Raw genomic sequence first — 15,862 nt, forward strand, 5'->3', positions numbered from 1 at the left:
CCCTGACGCGGTGCACTCCGTGATCAGTGGCTTCCTGCCCATCTGGGCACTCACCGCCTGCGGCTGGGGCGCCGGGCGCTTCCATGTGCTCGGCGACCAGGCGCAGCACGTGCTGGGGCGGTTCGCGTTCACCTTCGCGATGCCGTCGCTGCTGTTCCTGACGATGTCGCGCTCGCACCCGGGCGATCTGGCCCGGCCGGGCGTGGCGGTGTTCGCCGCCAGCCTGGTCACGGTGTTCGCGGCCGGGCTGCTCGTCAGCCGCTGGATGTTCCGGCGCAAGCGTGGCGAGCAGGCGATAGGCGCGATGGCCGCGTCCTATGTGAACTCCGCGAACCTGGGCATCCCGGTCGCCGTGCACGTCCTGCACGACACCTCGTTCATCGTCGCCGCGGCGCTCTTCCAGATGCTCTTCATCACGCCGCTGATCCTGGTCCTCATCGAGCTCGACGTACGGCGGGCCGGGCGCGAGCGATGGACGCGGATCCTCCAACTCCCCTTCCGCAACCCGGTGATCGGTGCGTCCGCCCTGGGGCTCGTGGTCGCGGGTAGCGGGCTGCGGCTGCCCGCGGAGGTGGTCTCGCCGCTCCAGATCCTGGGCGGCGGCGCCGTCCCGTCGGCGCTCTTCGCGCTCGGCATGTCGCTGAACGCGCGCGCCCGGACCGACGCCGACGGCCGGGCCGAGCGGATGATCCTGGTGGGGCTGAAGGTCGCCGCGCAGCCCCTGCTCGCCTACGCGCTGGGACGCTGGCTCTTCGGGCTCGACGGGCACGCGCTGTTCGCTGTGGTGCTGTGCGCCGGGCTGCCGACCGCGCAGAACGCCTTCATCTTCGCGTCCGAGTACTCCCTGGACACGGAGCTGCCCAGGGACACCGTGCTGCTCTCGACACTCCTGTCGATGGTGTCCCTGTCGCTGATCGCCTGGCAGCTGGGGTGAGACCGGGGCGGCGCGGAGGCCCGCCCCGCCCGCCTCACTTCGCCTTGTTGTCGGCTTCCGCGACCGACTTGCGGACCTCGTCCATGTCGAGGGCGCGCGCCTGCTTGATCACGTCCTCCAGAGCGGCCTCCGGCAGCGCGCCGGGCTGCGAGAAGATGGCCACGTTGTCGCGCACGATCATCAGGGTGGGGATCGAACGGATCTCGAACGCCGCCGCCAGCTCCTGCTGGGCCTCGGTGTCGACCTTGGCGAAGACCAGGTCGTCATGGCGCTCGGAAGACGCCTCGTAGACCGGGCCGAACTGCCGGCAGGGACCGCACCAGGAAGCCCAGAAGTCGATCAGGACGAAGTCGTTGTCCGACACGACGTCGTCGAAGTTCTCCTTGGTCAGCTCCACAGTCGCCATCACGCACTCCCTCTTCCTGGCCTCACCGTGAAGCCGTTTCGCACAACGGCGGCCGCCGTCGTCGTATTCCGTGTGTTTTCCGCTGACTCACGGCTGCCCCTGTGGCTCCGAGGTACTCCTCGCACCAGACTGTGCCCATGACGGAAGCCCTGGAATACGACGTAGTGGTGCTGGGAGCGGGACCGGTGGGCGAGAACGTCGCCGACCGGGTGCGGGCGGCGGGGCTGAGCGCCGCCGTGGTGGAGAGCGAACTCGTCGGGGGTGAGTGCTCGTACTGGGCGTGCATGCCCAGCAAGGCGCTGCTGCGGCCGGTGATCGCACGCTCGGACGCGCGCAAGGTGCCCGGCCTGCGCGACAGCGTGACGGGCCCGCTGGACGTGCCGGCCGTGCTCGCGCACCGCGACGAGTACGTCTCGCACTGGCAGGACGACGGCCAGGTGCGCTGGCTGGAGAGCATCGGCGCCCACCTCTACCGGGGCCACGGACGTCTCTACGGCACCCGCAAGGTCAGCGTCACCAGCCCCGAGGGCGAGCACCACGTGCTGACGGCCCGGCACGCGGTGGCCGTCTGCACCGGCAGCCGCGCCGTCCTGCCCGACCTGCCCGGCATCGCCGACGCCCGGCCCTGGACCAGCCGCGAGGCCACCAGCGCCCAGCAGGTGCCGGGCCGGCTGGTGGTCGTCGGCGGGGGAGTGGTCGGCGTCGAGATGGCGACGGCCTGGCAGGCGTTCGGCGCACAGGTGACGGTCCTGGTGCGCGGCGACGGGCTGTTGCCGAAGATGGAGCCGTTCGCGGGCGAGCTGGTCGCCGAGGCCCTGAAGGAGGCGGGCGCCTCCGTCCGTACCCGGGTGTCCGTGGCCGAGGTCGTACGGGAGGGCAGCACCGGCCCCGTCACCGTCGTCCTGGACGACGGCGGCCGCATCGAGGCCGACGAGATCCTCTTCGCCACCGGCCGGGCCCCGCGCACCGATGACATCGGCCTGGACACCGTCGGCATGGAGCCCGGCTCCTGGCTGCCGGTCGACGACTCCTGCCGGGTGGCCGGGAGCGACTGGCTGTACGCGGTGGGGGACGTCAACCACCGGGCGCTGCTGACCCACCAGGGCAAGTACCAGGCGAGGATCGCGGGCGCCGCGATCGCCGCGCGCGCGGCGAAGGTCCCGCTCCTGGAGACCGACCCCTGGGGCGCCCACGCGGCCACCGCCGACCGCGCCGCCGTCCCGCAGGTCGTCTTCACCGACCCCGAGGCGGCTTCGGCGGGACTGACCCTGGCCGAGGCGGAGGCGGCCGGACACCGCGTCCGGGCCGTCGACTACGACCTGGGCGGGGTCGCGGGCGCCGGTCTGTTCGCGGACGGCTACCGGGGCCGCGCCCGGATGGTCGTCGACCTGGACCGCGAGGTCCTGCTCGGCGTCACCTTCGTCGGCCCCGGCGTGGGCGAGCTCATCCACTCCGCCACGGTCGCGATCGCCGCCGAGGTCCCGATCGCACGGCTGTGGCACGCCGTCCCGGCGTACCCGACGATCAGCGAGGTGTGGCTGCGCCTCCTGGAGACGTACCGCGACCAGTAGGCGGGTGCGTGGAGGCCGCCGTCAGCGCTCCTCGAAGACCAGGTTCTCCGGGGGCTCGGTCATCCGGACGGTCTGGTCGGCGACCTCCACCACCGTCGACAGCGTGGTGAACTGCCCCTTCGACGCGATCAGTACGCGATCGGGGCGCTGGTCGAGGAACGCCTTGAACCCGGCGAGCGAGGGGTCTCCGGCGCCCAGGACCAGATAGTCCGCCAGCCGTCGGAACAGCTTCGGCAGCACGACCGCGCTGTCGGTGAGCGAGACCAGACCGTCGATCTTCGCGCCGCTCGCGGTCAGGTCCACGGGCCACAGCCCGTTGGCGGCCGTCCGCGCCTCCTGCACCGCGGCCGTCATCGCCGCGCGCAGCTCGACGAACAGCTTGGTGTAGTACGTCGGATAGGCGAGGCCGTCAGCCAACTGGGCGAAGTTGGCGGTCTGCTGGAGCAGCGCCGCGTCCACGAAGTGCTGCTGCCCGCTGGGCCCGGGTGCCGCGCCCCGCCCGGCCAGCGCCACACAGCGCCCGTGCAGGTCGGCGCCCCGGGTGAGGACGAAGCCGGGGGCCCGGTCGGGTGTGGAGGCGGTGACCGTGCCGTGGGCGTCGCGCTCGACGCCGGTGAAGCCGAGCCAGGTGGTGAGGGCGTCGGCCGCCTCGTCCGCGAACGGCGGCGGCTGGTGCGTCTCGCGGCCGTGCGCCGGGATGTAGTGCGTCTCCAGGGTGTCGATGCCGTCGAGCCGCAGCTGGGCGCCGCCGCTCCGGTTGCGCTGGACGCGGTGCGGCCCCGGCACGAGGTCCCACTGGGCGGGGTCGGACGGGTAGAAGCGGACGGAGTCGCCGTCCGGGCGGGCACCGGTGACCCGGTACGTACCTTCGATCACGAGCATTCCCACGACGGCCTCCTCAGGGTGCACACCGGGCACAGCCAGCATCCGCCGCACGGGCGCCGTGCGCCCCCGCACGGCTCGATACTTACGGTACGCCGGTCCCCGGCGCGCACAGCGCCGTACGCCGTTGCGCGTACCTGTCGTCCGCTCCGGCCCCCGCCTTGTTGAACGCGTTCAATACGGGATAGGCTCGCCCTGCATCTGAACGCGTTCAGAACGAGGGGTGGGTGAGCGCATGAGCGTCCCCGTCTTCACCTATCCGGAGGTCGGCGGCACCAGGCTGCACCGTCTGCCCGCCGGCTACCACCATCTCCACCACAGCACGCGGATCGGCCACGGACCGGACACCCTGCGCCGCGCCGGAGCCGCTGTCGTCGAGTGGCGCATGCACCGCGCCCTCGGGGTCGGGGTGCGCTCGCCGGCCGAGCGCGCCGAGCCCGGCGTCCCCGGGAGCCTCGCGGTCGGCGTCGGCCCGGTGAGCGTCTCGGCGCCGTGCCGGGTGGTGTGGGCCGATGACGAGCCGCACCGGATCGGCTTCGCCTACGGAACGCTCCCGGGGCACCCGGAGTGCGGCGAGGAGTCCTTCGTCGTGGAGCTCGACGGCAGCGGGCAGGTCTGGTTCACCGTCACCGCCTTCAGTCACCCCGCGAGCTGGTACACCCGCCTCGCCGGTCCGCTGGTCCCGGTCGCCCAGCGGCTGTACGCCCGCGGCTGCGGGGCGGTGCTGCGCAGGCTGGCCAAGGAGCCGGAGCGACCGCCCCGGTTCGCCCGCACCGCCGCCCATCGGTAATACTCACCACATGACCTCACACATTACGGGCAAGGGTGGCGAGGGCGTGCGGATCCGGCGCGCGGCCGCGCGCGACGCCAAGCGCCTCACCCGGCTCGTACGGTCCTCGCGCGCGTACGAGGGCCCGTACGCCCCCATGGTCGAGGGCTACCGGGTGGGTCCCGACTACATCGAGACCCACGAGGTGTACGCGGCGGTGGGCGCCGACGAACGGCTGCTCGGCTTCTACGCCCTGCTGCTGGCCCCGCCCGAGCTGGACCTGATGTTCGTCGCCGACGACGCCCAGGGCCTCGGCATCGGGCGCCTGCTCATCGCGCACATGACCGGCCGGGCCAGGGACGCGGGCCTCGACCGCGTCCGGGTGGTCTCGCACCCGCCCGCCGAGGGCTTCTACCGCAGCGTGGGCGCGCTGCGGACCGGCACGGCCCGCGCGAACCCGCCCGCGGTGATGTGGGACCGGCCGGAGCTGGAGATCCCGATTCCCTGACCGGTCCCGGACCGTCTCAGGCGATCGGCACCCCGACCTGGCTCCACGCCTTGATGACGGCCTCGAGCTCGTCGCCGTCGCCGAACAGGGTGCGGGCGGTGGCGACCGTGAGCCGGCCGAAGTCGGCGAAGTCGGCGTCGCTCGTCAGCTCCCCGCCGGTCAGCGTGGAGTACCAGATCTTCCCGGCCCGCTCCCAGGCGTTGCCGCCCAGCGCCGTGGCCGCCAGGTAGAACGCGTGGTTGGGGATGCCCGAGTTGATGTGCACCCCGCCGTTGTCCCGGCTGGTGCGCACGAAGTCGTCCATCGTGGCGGGCTGCGGGTCCTTGCCGAGCTGCGGGTCGTCGTACGCCGTGCCCGGCGCCTTCATCGACCGCAGCGCCTCGCCGTCGATGCCCGGGCCGAGCAGCCCGGCGCCGATCAGCCAGTCGGCCTGGTCGGCGGACTGCCCGAGCGCGTACTGCTTGATGAGCGAGCCGAAGACGTCCGAGAACGACTCGTTGAGCGCGCCCGACTGCCCGAAGTACTCCAGGTTGGCGGTGTACTGCGTGACGCCGTGGGTGAGTTCGTGGCCGATGACGTCGACCGGGATGGTGAAGTCGAGGAAGAGCTCGCCGTCCCCGTCGCCGAACACCATCTGCTCGCCGTTCCAGAAGGCGTTGCCGTACTGCTCGCCGTAGTGCACGGTCGCGTCCAGCGGCAGCCCCGAGTCGTCGATGGAGTGCCGGCCGTACGCCTTGAGATACAGCTCGAAAGTGGCACCCAGCCCGGCGTGCGCCCGGTTGACGGTCGCGTCCTTGGACGGCGTGTCGCTCTCGGAGTGCACCTTCGACCCGGGCAGCGTCTCCTGCCTCCGGGCGTCGTAGATCGTGCGGGTGGGCTTGTCGGACGGCGTGCCCGTCGGGGGGACCATGCCACGCACGGTGGTGATCCGGCGGCGGGTGCGCAGGAGCGCGTCGTGCTCCAGGGTGCGGCGCGCCGGCTCGTACGCGCGGGGGTCCTCGGACTGCGCGAGCTTGTCGAGGACATGGGGCGGGATGATGGTGCAGAACACGCTGTTGGTCTTCATGCCGAGCAATGTGGCACAGCGTGACCGCTTCGGTGATGCCTGTAGTCGAGTTGGCCGAAAATCGGTGGCGGAGTCGGAACGCCCGCTTCTACGGAGGGTAACCGCGGCCCGCCAACCCTCCGGTCAGAGCCAGCCGTTGCGGCGGAACCCCCGGTGGATGGCGAAGCAGGCGACCGTCATGAGGGCGAGCGCCAACGGATATCCGTACTTCCAGTGCAGCTCCGGCATGTGGTCGAAGTTCATGCCGTAGACCCCGCACACCATCGTCGGCACCGCGACGATCGCCGCCCAGGCCGTGATCTTGCGCATGTCCTCGTTCTGGGCCACCGTCACCTGCGCCAGATGGGCCTGGAGGATCGAGTCGAGCAGCGCGTCGAACGAGCCGATCTGCTCGTTGACCCGGGCCAGATGGTCGAAGACGTCACGGAAGTACGGCTGGGTGTCCGGGCCGATGAGCGGCATCGGCGCGGAGGCGAGGGCCTGGAGCGGCCGGAACAACGGGGTCACCGCCCGCTTGAACTCCAGGACTTCGCGCTTGAGCTGATAGATGCGGCCCGCGTCGCCGCGCCCCGCGGTGTCGCTGAACACGGCGGTCTCGACGGCGTCCACGTCGACCTGCATGGCGTCGATGACGACGAGGTAGTCGTCGACGACGTGGTCCGCTATGGCGTGCAGCACCGCCGCCGGGCCCTTGGCGAGCTGGTCGGGAGTGTCCTCCAGCGCCTCGCGCAGCGGACCGAGCGAGCCGTGCTTGCCGTGCCGCACGGTGACCACGAAGTCGGGCCCGGTGAAGATCATCAGCTCACCGGTCTCGACGACCTCGCTGGTCGCGGTCAGCTCCTCGTGCTCGACATAGCAGACGGTCTTGAAGACGGCGAAGAGCACGTCGTCGTACGGCTGGATCTGCGGGCGCTGACGGGCGCGTACCGCGTCCTCGACGGCCAGCGGATGCAGCTCGAACAGCTCGGCGATCCCGGCGAACTCCTCGGCGCTGGGCTCGTGCAGACCGACCCACACGAACCCCTCCCCGGACTTGCGCACCCGCCGTACGGCCTCCTCCACCGGGCAGTCGCCGGGCTGGCGCACCCCGTCCCGGTAGACCACGCAGTTCACCACGGCGCTGCCGAGCGGCGAGCGGGCCGGGTGGCTGAGGTCCACCGTGCGGCGGTAGGCACGGCGGACCGCCCTGCGGAGGTTGCGGATCATGGGCACGGCGCGGAACTCCTTCGGCGGATCGGCGGCCAGTGTGCCACGCGCCGTTCAAAGGCCGGTCAAAGTGCCAAGGCCGCAGGTCACGGCCGTGCCGCGACATCCCCGTCGAACGCGGCGGCGAGCCGCAGATAGCGAGCCGCGTCCTCGGGCCGTCCCTGGCGCTCCAGGGTGCGGCCGAGCATGAGCGTGGCGTACTGCTCGACGGGGTCGCGCTCCAGGACGGCCCGCAGCTCGGCCTCGGCCTTCTTGAGCTGGGCGGAGTGGTAGTAGGCGCGGGCGAGCAGCAGCCTCGGGGCGACCTGCTCGGGCACCTCGTCGACGATGCCGCCCAGGATGCGTACGGCCGTGACGTACTCCTTCGCCTCGAAGAACTGCTGGGCGCGGTCCCAGCGCTCGGCGGTGGTCCCGAACTCGTAGTAGCTGTCGACCACGAGACGTCCTTCCTGTGCGGCGCGGGGGAATGCCCGGCACTTGCGACTCCGATACGAGTGCGGCAACGCGAGGCCCTCGTTGAAAATTCCATTACCTTGCGGGGTGGGCGCGCGTGGGAGGCTGCCACCGGGTGCCCCGACAGGAATAGGTTGACCGCCATGAGCAATCTCGATCGTCAAGCCACACTCTCCGTGTGCGGCGGCCGCGGCTTCGTCGTCGCCGAGCCGGTGCGGGAGCTCCTTTCCCCGCGCACCGTCAAGCTCGGCGAGTCCACCGAGGTCCGCCGGCTGCTGCCGAACCTCGGCCGCCGTATGGTCGGCGCCTGGGCCTTCGTCGACCACTACGGCCCGGACGACATCGCCGACGAGCCCGGTATGCAGGTGCCGCCGCACCCGCACATGGGGCTGCAGACGGTGAGCTGGCTGCACGAGGGCGAGGTGCTGCACCGCGACAGCCTCGGCAGTCTGCAGACCGTCCGCCCGCGCGAACTGGGCCTGATGACCTCGGGGCGGGCGATCAGCCACTCCGAGGAGAGCCCCCGCCCGCACGCCCGCCTGCTGCACGGCGCCCAGCTCTGGGTCGCCCTGCCCGACGCCCACCGCCACACCGAGCCGCACTTCCAGCACCACGCGGACCTGCCGACCGTCACCGCGCCGGGCCTGAAGTCCACGGTGATCCTGGGCGAGCTCGACGGCGCGGCGTCGCCGGGAACGATCTACACCCCGCTGGTCGGCGCCGACTTGTCCCTCACGGCGGGCGCGGACCTGTCCCTCCCCCTGGACCCCGACTTCGAGTACGCGGTCCTGGGAATGTCCGGCGAGGCCCGGGTGGACGGCGTCCCGGTCCTCCCCGGCTCCATGCTCTACCTCGGCTGCGGCCGCACCGAACTCCCCCTGCACGCCCCCTCCGACGCGGGCCTGATGCTCCTGGGCGGCGAGCCGTTCGAGGAGGAGATCGTGATGTGGTGGAACTTCATCGGGCGCTCGCAGGCGGACATCGAGGAGGCGCGGGAGGAGTGGATGTCGGGGGCGCGGTTCGGTGAGGTGAAGGGGTACGACGGGGGGCGGCTGGCGGCGCCGGAGTTGCCGGCGGTGGGGTTGAAGGCTCGGGGGAGGGTGCGCTGAGCCGGCGTCCGAGTGCTGGGGGCGCGAAGGCGAGTGGGCGCGTACGGGCCTGCCCGACCAGGGCGTGGCTGCGGTAATACCCCTTTCAAGAATCCGTCGGCCGGGACAAATCGTCCAATGCTGCCCACAATGGAGGTAGGGCATAGGCCAACCTGCGAGGTGACGGCGACATGCTCGGAGGAGTCTCATCGGACTTGTCGGGAGAGCTCCTGCGGACCCGCGTCGAAACGCTGATCGGCCAGATCGGCGCGGCCAGGACGAGTGGCCAGGAGATCGGGCCGGAGCTGCGCGGGCGCGTCGCGACGCGTTTGACGACGGCGTTCCACCTGCGGGGCGCCGAAGCCCGTGAGCTGCTCACCGAGATCGACGACGGCGTGGCGCCGGCGGCGCTGTGGGCGAAGCTCTATCGACTCCAGCTCGAACTCGACGAACTCTTCGAGGAGACCCTCTCCTTGGTGGAAGGTGCGGCCCTGCGCGCCGCGCGCCTCGACGAGGGGTACTGCGTACTGGCCGATGTTCTGCTGGACGAGATCGGCGGCAGGACCCCGGTCGCGTGGGACTCGTTCACCGTGCTGGGCACCGAGGAGATCTATGCGCGCTCCACACGGGTGATCCGGGTCCGTTTCCCGGGCCGGTCGTTCTGGGACCTCCCGGTGGTCGCGCACGAGTACGGACACTTCGCCGGTCCCGCCGTGACGGTCGACGGAGGCGTGCGAACCGTCCACCCGCTGGAGGACCTGCTCGACGATGCGCGGAAGGAGTCACCCGACGCGCATTGGCCCTGGCTGCACGAGCTGTTCGCCGACACCTTCGCGAGCTATGTCCTGGGTCCGGCCTACGGCCTGGCCTGTGCGTTCGACCGGTTCGACCCGGCGGTGGCCCGGCACGGCACCGAGACGCATCCCGCCCCCAACCTCCGGATCGCGGCCATCGGGACGGTGTTGGACCGGCTGAACCAGGACCACCGCTACGACCATGCCATCAACGCCATGCGTGCAGTGTGGAGTTCGGGCACAGCCGAGGCGGGAACCGAGGACGAGGAGGGGCTGACGGAACCCTTCGGCAGTTGGATAGACGCCTGCCTGACATTCATGTCGGGACACCTCATGCAGGCTCGTTACGACGGTTGGTGGACGGTACTGGAGCTGGCACCGCGCCTCGTTGACGAGGACCGGGAAGAGCTGGTGGGCCGCAGGAGCACTCCGGACGTGGCGTACCGGATGTGCGACATCGTCAACGCCGGCTGGCTGGCCCGTATCCGTAGCGCCGATGCCGGGGCCCGGCTCCGGATCGCGCGACAGGCGAGGAGCCTGGCGGAGTTCAGCGTTTCGCAGGAGGTCCCCTGATGGTCCTCTCGGTTCTGGATGAACGTATCGCCTCGCTCCGCCGCGATCTGAGGCGGGCGAACGCCGCCTCCGCCATGGAAGCGAGGTTCGTGCAACTCGAACTGAAGACCGAGCCTTGGATCAAGGCGTTCGACGACATCCGCAGCAACTCGGCGAACGGCCTGGAGCGGCTGGAGGTCCTCATCGAGAAGGTCGCCGAGGGCAGCCTTGATCCGAGCGAGGCCTGGCAGGAGTACTCCGAGATCGAGGGGCTGAGCGGGGAGGTCTTCCGCGAATGCCTGGAGCTGCTGGGCGGTCTGGTCTTCCGTGAGAAGGAGTTGGACGAGCGGATCTGTGTGTTCGCGGATGCGTTGCTCAAGGAGTGCGCCATCAGCGTGGGAATGATCCCGACGCTCGTCATCCCTTCCCCGGATCGCGTGCCGCCGCTGGATTCGCGCCGCATCGCCCATATCCGCTACCCCGAATGGGATGTCTGGGCCCTGCCACTCGTCGTTCACGAATTCGGTCGGGTGGCGATCGCCGAATCCGTTCAGGCCAACGATTTCGCCCGGAAGACCGCGAGTGATCTGCACGCGCACCTCGCGGCCGGCCCGGATGTCGCACTGGAAGCCGTCGAGCAGCGAGTCCGTATGCTCCTCGCGGACGCTTTCGCCACGTTCACGCACGGGCCCGCCTATGCCTGTGCGCTCATGCTGCTGAGGCTCGATGTGGTCGCGCCGACTCTGGAGTCGCGCGCGTTGGTGCGCCAGCGTGCCGACATGGTCATGGGAATCATCGAAGCCCTCGACACCCATCGTCTGATCCACGCGCACCTCGGCCAGGAACTGGCGAGGTGCTGGGAGCAGGCGATCGCGTCGCTGCCGCACGCCCCAGCCGAGGCAGCCGACCCGCTTGGATCGCTGACCCTGGATCCCATGGCGGTCTTCGACAAACTCAAGAAGGTCTTCCATCCGGGCTCCGACTACACCGCGCAGGACTGGACCACCGCGACGGGATGGGGCGGCAAATGGATCGATCAGCTGACGGAGGGCGTGGAGGTTCCCCGCCCCGGCGATGTACGGCCGACGCATCGTCTTCGGGACGCGCTCAACGCAGCCTGGTACGTACGGCTCCAGCAGCCCGGCTGGGCGCGGGAAGGAGCCCGTGCGACCCGTGATCTCTGCCAGGAAATCATCGATCTGCATACCCCGGGCCGGGGAGAGCCGGGACCCGTAGGCGGCGAGTCCCGCCCGCCGAGGAGTGGTTGAAGTGACTACGGCCAGCCCGTGGGGCTTCAAGGGGACTCTGGTGGGTCAGCTGTCCTCGGAACTGGCGACAGTTCGGGAGGCACTCAGATTCGACAGGGCGGAGGACTGCGCGGCGATCGCCGCGCGGCTGGTGGCCGAGATCGTCGCTGGGCGAGCGGCGGCCGAGGACACCGAGGACCGGCAGCGCCTCGAACTGATCCACGCGTCCGCACTGACCACCCTGGGGCGTGCCGAGCTGATGGCGTCCCTGTCGGAGGGCCTCGCCCGGTTCGAGGACGCGGTGGAAATCTTCAACAGCGCGGTGGCTGCCGGAGCGGAGCTGCGGCGTGACGAACTCGCCGACTACGGCACGGCGCTCGGGGAACTGGGCATGCTGGAGGAGGCGGAGCCGTTCGTCGCCCTGGCCCTCGAACTGGACGCCTTCGTACCCGCGAAGGTGGTCCTGGCGATCGCCGACCTGCTGAGCGGACGGTCCCAACCGGCCGAGGCGGACAGACTGCTGAACCTCGCGCTCGACGCCGGGGCGGAAGACCCCGCGATCGCCGAGCGGCTCGCCCGCAGCCTGGCCGAGGCCGGCCCGACGGACAAGGCGGCCGACGCGTTTGCCCAGGCCGGCATGTGGTACGGAGCCGGGGGAGCGCCCGGCGAGGCGCGCAGATGCTTCGACCTGGCCCTCGGCCTGGACCCCGGCCACATCGGCGCGATGCTCGGCCGCAGCTATGCCCTGTCCGACCTCGGACGGTTCGAGGAGGCACTCGCGTCCGTCGAGCGTGCGCTGGATCGCCATCCGGAATCCGTCGAGGCGTGCACGTACACGGCGCAGCTCCTCGGCTCGCTGGGCCGGACCGACGAGGCGCTCCACCTGTTGGAGGACTGTTTGGCGCGCTCCGGCGCGCTCCCGGAGCTGCGCACCGCTCGGGCCCGCACACTGCTTTCCGCGGGGCAGGCGCAGGAGGCTCTCACAGCCGTGGAGGAATTGCTCGCCGAGCTGCCCACGGTCGAACTGCGCAGACTGAAGGCGCTGATCCTGCGCTCCCTGGACCGCCGGGAGGACGCGGTGGAGATCCTGAGCGAACTCCTCGCCGAAAACGCGGCCACTCCCGACGACCGGCTCGACGTGATCGACATGGTTGTCGGCATGGGCGAGTTCGAACGGGCCCTGACCGAGGCGGAGCACGCTCTGCTCCTCCTGCCGGGCAACGCGGCCCTGCTGGGGCGCCGCGCGCTGATCCTGGTACACCTTCAACGGTTCCAGGAGGCTCTCGATGCGGCGCTGGACGCGTCCGTACTGGATCCCACCAACTCCATGTCCCTGCATGCACAGGGTGAGGCGCTGATCCGGCTCGGGCGGGCCGAGGAGGCCGCGCGGCCGCTCCGGCAATGCCTGAACCTGGTCCCGGACTCGCTCGACGTCAGACGGCGGCTTACGGAACTGCTCGTCGACCAGGACCAGCTCGACGAGGCGGACCGCCTCGTCCTTGAGGGACTGCGGATCCACGGGGAGGACCCCCGGCTCCTGATGACACAGGGGCACATCGCCGTTCTCCGTGGAGACCATGAAAAGGCGCTGACCCCTCTGGAGACGGCCGCACGGCGACTCGACGAGGCCGCCGAAGGGGAGGCCCAGGACGACGACACGGTGGTGGAAGTACATCTCTGGCTGGGCGAAGCACTGCGGGGAGCAGGCCGCAACGACGAGGCCCGCCGCCATCTGGAACGCGTTCTCGTGCTGCGCCCGGACAGCGGCTGGCTCCTGGGAACGATGGGACAGGTGCTGCGTGCCACCGGCGACAGGGATGCCGAGAAGACCCTGCGCGATGCCACGGCGACCGCTGACAGCCCCAGCTTCGCCCATGCCGAACTGGGGGAACTGCTCCGGGAGGAGGGCCGGCTCACCGAGTCGCGGGAGGTGCTCACCCGGGGCATCGACCGGTGGCCCGCCGATGCGTGGCTCCGGGGAAACCTCGGTGCCACCGAGTACCTGCTGAAGGACTACGACGCGGCGCTCGCGTGCTTCGACGAGGCACTGTTCCGGAACGGTGCGTACGCCTGGGCATGGGTACTCAAGGGAGCCGTGCTCATGGACACCGACGAACTCGACCGGGCGGTAGGGGCCTTCGACGCCGCTCTGGAGCTGGAACCGTCCAACGGCTGGCCGTGGATACTGCGCGGCTGGATCCTGGAAATGGTGGGACGGCGGGAGGACGCGGCCCGGAGTTTCCAGCAGGCGGCCGAGAGCGAGGCGGACGCCTGGGCGCTGATCGGACTGGCCGACCTCCGGCTCCAGGAAGGAGATCCCGAGGAAGCCCGGCGACTCTTCGACAAGGTCCTGCTGGAGCTCCCCGGAGAGAACGCGACCGAGCTGGCCCAGAAGGGCTGGTGCCATCTCCGCGTCGACTCGTGCGAGCAGGCCGCCCGCGAATTCGGCCAGGCCCTGCTCCTCGAAGAGCCCTTCAGTCCCGTCCAGTTCGACCTGGCGCTCGCGCTGCTCGGCATGGAGCCGGTCGAGCGTGCCATGGACGCCTACGCCGAGGTCGTCGTGGCCGTGCGCGGCGTCGGGCACGCCGGGCGGAGGAGGTTCCTGCTGCACGTGGCCGAGCACGACCTGGACGTAGTACAGACCCAGCGCAGCTTCCGGAGGGTCGATTCCGAGCACCTGGACGTGGTCCGTTGGATGCTGGCGCGCGACGGGCCGGCCACACCGGAATGGAGGGAAGACGTGGAAGGCAACCTCACGCCGGAGACCTACCCGTGCACCCTGCACAGAATTGATCTGACGGACCAGGTCATCGAGCAGCTGTCCAACGACCCCGTGCGGGTAGTGAACTTCGGCTTCTCCCTCCGGCGGCGCGGCGGCAAGCGGAAGAACCAGCCGTTCACCGTTGTGGTGCGGTGTCCCGGCACCGGTTCGGGCGAGGACGCGCACGACCACGAGTTCAAAGGGGTCGTCGCGTCATGAACGACACGAGGACACCGCCGCACGACGTGGTGTCGCCCGAGACGCGGCGTTGGCAGCGCGCCGCCGACGCACTCGAACCCGAGCACACACTGGGCAGGATCGCGGACAACGCGAAATTCGTCCTGACGTCCATCACGGTACTGGGCACCGCGCTCTCCGCGGCCGGTCTGGTGTCCATCACCCGGCTCACGCACCGCCCGGAGCTCCTCGGTCTCGCGGTGTTCGCGTTCGCCCTGTCGCTGGGCGCGGTCCTGCTGGCCCTGTGGACGCTCGTACTGCGCAGCCGCGAGGTCAATCTGGAAAACTTGAAGGACGTCGAGGCCTGGTACGAGGAGGAGCTCGGCAAGGCGAGGCGGGTCGCCGTGGCGGGATGGCTCCTGTGCGGCGGGGTCCTGGCGGCCGGTGTGGCCGCCGTGGTCGCGGCCCTGGTGGCGACTCCGGCGTACCAGGTCGCCCTGCAGAGTGCCGGATCCGGCGGGAAGCACAGCCTCACAGCGTCCGCGTCCGCGACCGACGCCGGTCGGGGCGCGGTCCTGGTGGTGAGCGTCACCGGCAGGGACGCGTCCGGCGCCGAGACGGTGCTGATCCGCAGCAGCAGCACGACGGACGCCGACGGCACGGCCAAGATCAAAGCCTCCGTCGACACCGACCGTACGTACGCGTCCTACAGGATTGTTCTGAGCGACGACGGCGAGCAGAAGGCGACGCTGACCGTTACCGCACCCTGAGATGCCCTTCCAGGCCCCCGTACAGCAGACGATCGACGCGTAGCATGGCCACCAGGTCGGGCACGAGGTGCCCGTGCCCGAACGTCATGCACCCCAGGAGCCCACCCATGCACCACTTCGACATAGAAACACTGCCGGCGGGCCGCTGGCGCAACGGTGGTGGGGCGACCAGGGAGATCGTCTCGCGGCCCGAGGGTGCCGAGGCGTTCGGGTGGCGGGCGAGTGTCGCCGATATTGAACGGGACGGGGCGTTCTCGGCGTTTCCGGGTGTGGAGCGGACGCTCACCCTGCTGACCGGAGACGGGGTGCGGCTGATGTGCCCCGGTGTGTTCGACCAACTGTTGGTGCGTGCGGGGGAGCCGTTCGGGTTTTCCGGTGACCTCGCGCTGGCCGCCGAACTGCCGGGAGGGGCCTGCCGGGTGCTCAACCTCATGGTGCGGCGCGGCCGTTGGACGGTCGGGGTGGACCGGGTCGCGGGCCCGGTCGTGCCGCGCGCGGGGCACGCAGGGGTGCTCTATGTGCTGAGCGGCCGCTGGCAGGACGGCGTACGAGGACGTGTTCTGATGCCCGGTCAGGGCGTGTGGTGGGACGGAGACGACGAGGCCTCGGCCGGAGCGGTCGCACCGCTCTCGGCCGACGCCGCCGCCCTGTGGGCGGATGTCGTGCCGACGGGGTGAC

Annotated in this window: 15 protein-coding genes; 10 read left to right on the plus strand and 5 right to left on the minus strand. The window is 70.6% G+C overall.

Features of this window, described 5'->3' with window-relative positions; genetic code table 11:
* The first annotated feature begins 10 nt into the window (after window positions 1–10).
* Window positions 11–934, plus strand: coding sequence for an AEC family transporter (locus tag A8W25_RS29080; RefSeq protein WP_234386608.1), 924 nt, complete (start codon window positions 11–13; stop codon window positions 932–934).
* A gap of 34 nt (window positions 935–968) precedes the next feature.
* Here A8W25_RS29080 and trxA read toward each other — a convergent pair whose 3' ends face one another.
* The gene (gene trxA, locus A8W25_RS29085; protein WP_067166924.1) at window positions 969–1,340 is read right to left on the minus strand and encodes a thioredoxin; all 372 of its coding nucleotides are present in this window, start codon (window positions 1,338–1,340) and stop codon (window positions 969–971) included.
* 137 nt (window positions 1,341–1,477) lie between these two features.
* Between trxA and A8W25_RS29090 the strand changes: the two genes are divergently transcribed.
* A complete protein-coding gene (locus A8W25_RS29090) occupies window positions 1,478–2,911 on the plus strand; it encodes a dihydrolipoyl dehydrogenase family protein (protein ID WP_067166926.1) in 1,434 nt (477 codons plus the stop codon).
* Between the two features lie 21 nt (window positions 2,912–2,932).
* Here the strand turns inward: A8W25_RS29090 and A8W25_RS29095 are convergent, their stop codons facing one another.
* A complete protein-coding gene (locus A8W25_RS29095) occupies window positions 2,933–3,793 on the minus strand; it encodes a nuclease (protein ID WP_324616373.1) in 861 nt (286 codons plus the stop codon).
* Between the two features lie 235 nt (window positions 3,794–4,028).
* On the opposite strand from A8W25_RS29095, the gene A8W25_RS29100 reads away from it, so the two are divergent.
* Window positions 4,029–4,583 (plus strand): DUF1990 family protein, encoded by a 555-nt coding sequence (locus A8W25_RS29100; RefSeq protein ID WP_067166931.1) that lies wholly within the window; start codon window positions 4,029–4,031, stop codon window positions 4,581–4,583.
* Window positions 4,584–4,593: 10 nt separating this feature from the next.
* Entirely contained in the window at window positions 4,594–5,070 is a 477-nt protein-coding gene (locus A8W25_RS29105) for a GNAT family N-acetyltransferase (protein ID WP_067166932.1), read from the plus strand.
* Window positions 5,071–5,086: 16 nt separating this feature from the next.
* On the opposite strand, the gene A8W25_RS29110 is transcribed toward A8W25_RS29105, so the two are convergent.
* The 3 genes from A8W25_RS29110 to A8W25_RS29120 form a co-directional block, all read right to left on the minus strand.
* Window positions 5,087–6,136 (minus strand): M4 family metallopeptidase, encoded by a 1,050-nt coding sequence (locus A8W25_RS29110; RefSeq protein ID WP_067166934.1) that lies wholly within the window; start codon window positions 6,134–6,136, stop codon window positions 5,087–5,089.
* Window positions 6,137–6,259: 123 nt separating this feature from the next.
* Window positions 6,260–7,342, minus strand: coding sequence for a magnesium and cobalt transport protein CorA (locus A8W25_RS29115; RefSeq protein WP_067166936.1), 1,083 nt, complete (start codon window positions 7,340–7,342; stop codon window positions 6,260–6,262).
* Window positions 7,343–7,428: 86 nt separating this feature from the next.
* Complete coding sequence (locus tag A8W25_RS29120; protein ID WP_067166938.1) at window positions 7,429–7,779, minus strand: tetratricopeptide repeat protein; 351 nt, start codon at window positions 7,777–7,779, stop codon at window positions 7,429–7,431.
* Between the two features lie 159 nt (window positions 7,780–7,938).
* On the opposite strand from A8W25_RS29120, the gene A8W25_RS29125 reads away from it, so the two are divergent.
* The 6 genes from A8W25_RS29125 (at window position 7,939) to A8W25_RS29150 (ending at window position 15,861) form a co-directional block, all read left to right on the plus strand.
* Window positions 7,939–8,904 carry a pirin family protein gene (locus A8W25_RS29125; protein WP_067166941.1) on the plus strand — a complete coding sequence of 322 codons (966 nt, stop codon included), beginning with the start codon at window positions 7,939–7,941 and terminating at the stop codon, window positions 8,902–8,904.
* Window positions 8,905–9,098: 194 nt separating this feature from the next.
* Window positions 9,099–10,250 carry a hypothetical protein gene (locus A8W25_RS29130; protein ID WP_067166943.1) on the plus strand — a complete coding sequence of 384 codons (1,152 nt, stop codon included), beginning with the start codon at window positions 9,099–9,101 and terminating at the stop codon, window positions 10,248–10,250.
* Window positions 10,250–11,497, plus strand: a complete 1,248-nt coding sequence (locus A8W25_RS29135; RefSeq protein ID WP_067166945.1) for a hypothetical protein — start codon at window positions 10,250–10,252, stop codon at window positions 11,495–11,497. The genes A8W25_RS29130 and A8W25_RS29135 overlap by 1 nt, the downstream gene beginning before the upstream one ends.
* Window position 11,498: 1 nt before the next feature.
* Window positions 11,499–14,456, plus strand: coding sequence for a tetratricopeptide repeat protein (locus tag A8W25_RS29140; protein WP_067166948.1), 2,958 nt, complete (start codon window positions 11,499–11,501; stop codon window positions 14,454–14,456).
* Window positions 14,453–15,184: a hypothetical protein gene (locus A8W25_RS29145; protein WP_067166950.1), complete on the plus strand. Its 732-nt coding sequence runs from the start codon at window positions 14,453–14,455 to the stop codon at window positions 15,182–15,184. Before A8W25_RS29140 ends, A8W25_RS29145 begins: the two co-directional genes overlap by 4 nt.
* Before the next feature lie 107 nt (window positions 15,185–15,291).
* Window positions 15,292–15,861 (plus strand): HutD family protein, encoded by a 570-nt coding sequence (locus A8W25_RS29150; protein ID WP_067166953.1) that lies wholly within the window; start codon window positions 15,292–15,294, stop codon window positions 15,859–15,861.
* Window position 15,862 lies beyond the last annotated feature (1 nt).

This window comes from Streptomyces sp. ERV7, assembly GCF_001653515.1.
GTDB lineage: Bacteria > Actinomycetota > Actinomycetes > Streptomycetales > Streptomycetaceae > Streptomyces.

Coding starts and splice junctions, on each gene's coding strand:
- trxA (WP_067166924.1), bottom strand. CDS start 1,340: ATGGCGACTGTGGAGCTGACCAAGGAGAACTTCGACGACGTCGTGTCG.
- A8W25_RS29090 (WP_067166926.1), top strand. CDS start 1,478: ATGACGGAAGCCCTGGAATACGACGTAGTGGTGCTGGGAGCGGGACCG.
- A8W25_RS29095 (WP_324616373.1), bottom strand. CDS start 3,793: ATGCTCGTGATCGAAGGTACGTACCGGGTCACCGGTGCCCGCCCGGAC.
- A8W25_RS29100 (WP_067166931.1), top strand. CDS start 4,029: ATGAGCGTCCCCGTCTTCACCTATCCGGAGGTCGGCGGCACCAGGCTG.
- A8W25_RS29105 (WP_067166932.1), top strand. CDS start 4,594: ATGACCTCACACATTACGGGCAAGGGTGGCGAGGGCGTGCGGATCCGG.
- A8W25_RS29110 (WP_067166934.1), bottom strand. CDS start 6,136: ATGAAGACCAACAGCGTGTTCTGCACCATCATCCCGCCCCATGTCCTC.
- A8W25_RS29115 (WP_067166936.1), bottom strand. CDS start 7,342: ATGATCCGCAACCTCCGCAGGGCGGTCCGCCGTGCCTACCGCCGCACG.
- A8W25_RS29125 (WP_067166941.1), top strand. CDS start 7,939: ATGAGCAATCTCGATCGTCAAGCCACACTCTCCGTGTGCGGCGGCCGC.
- A8W25_RS29135 (WP_067166945.1), top strand. CDS start 10,250: ATGGTCCTCTCGGTTCTGGATGAACGTATCGCCTCGCTCCGCCGCGAT.
- A8W25_RS29145 (WP_067166950.1), top strand. CDS start 14,453: ATGAACGACACGAGGACACCGCCGCACGACGTGGTGTCGCCCGAGACG.
- A8W25_RS29150 (WP_067166953.1), top strand. CDS start 15,292: ATGCACCACTTCGACATAGAAACACTGCCGGCGGGCCGCTGGCGCAAC.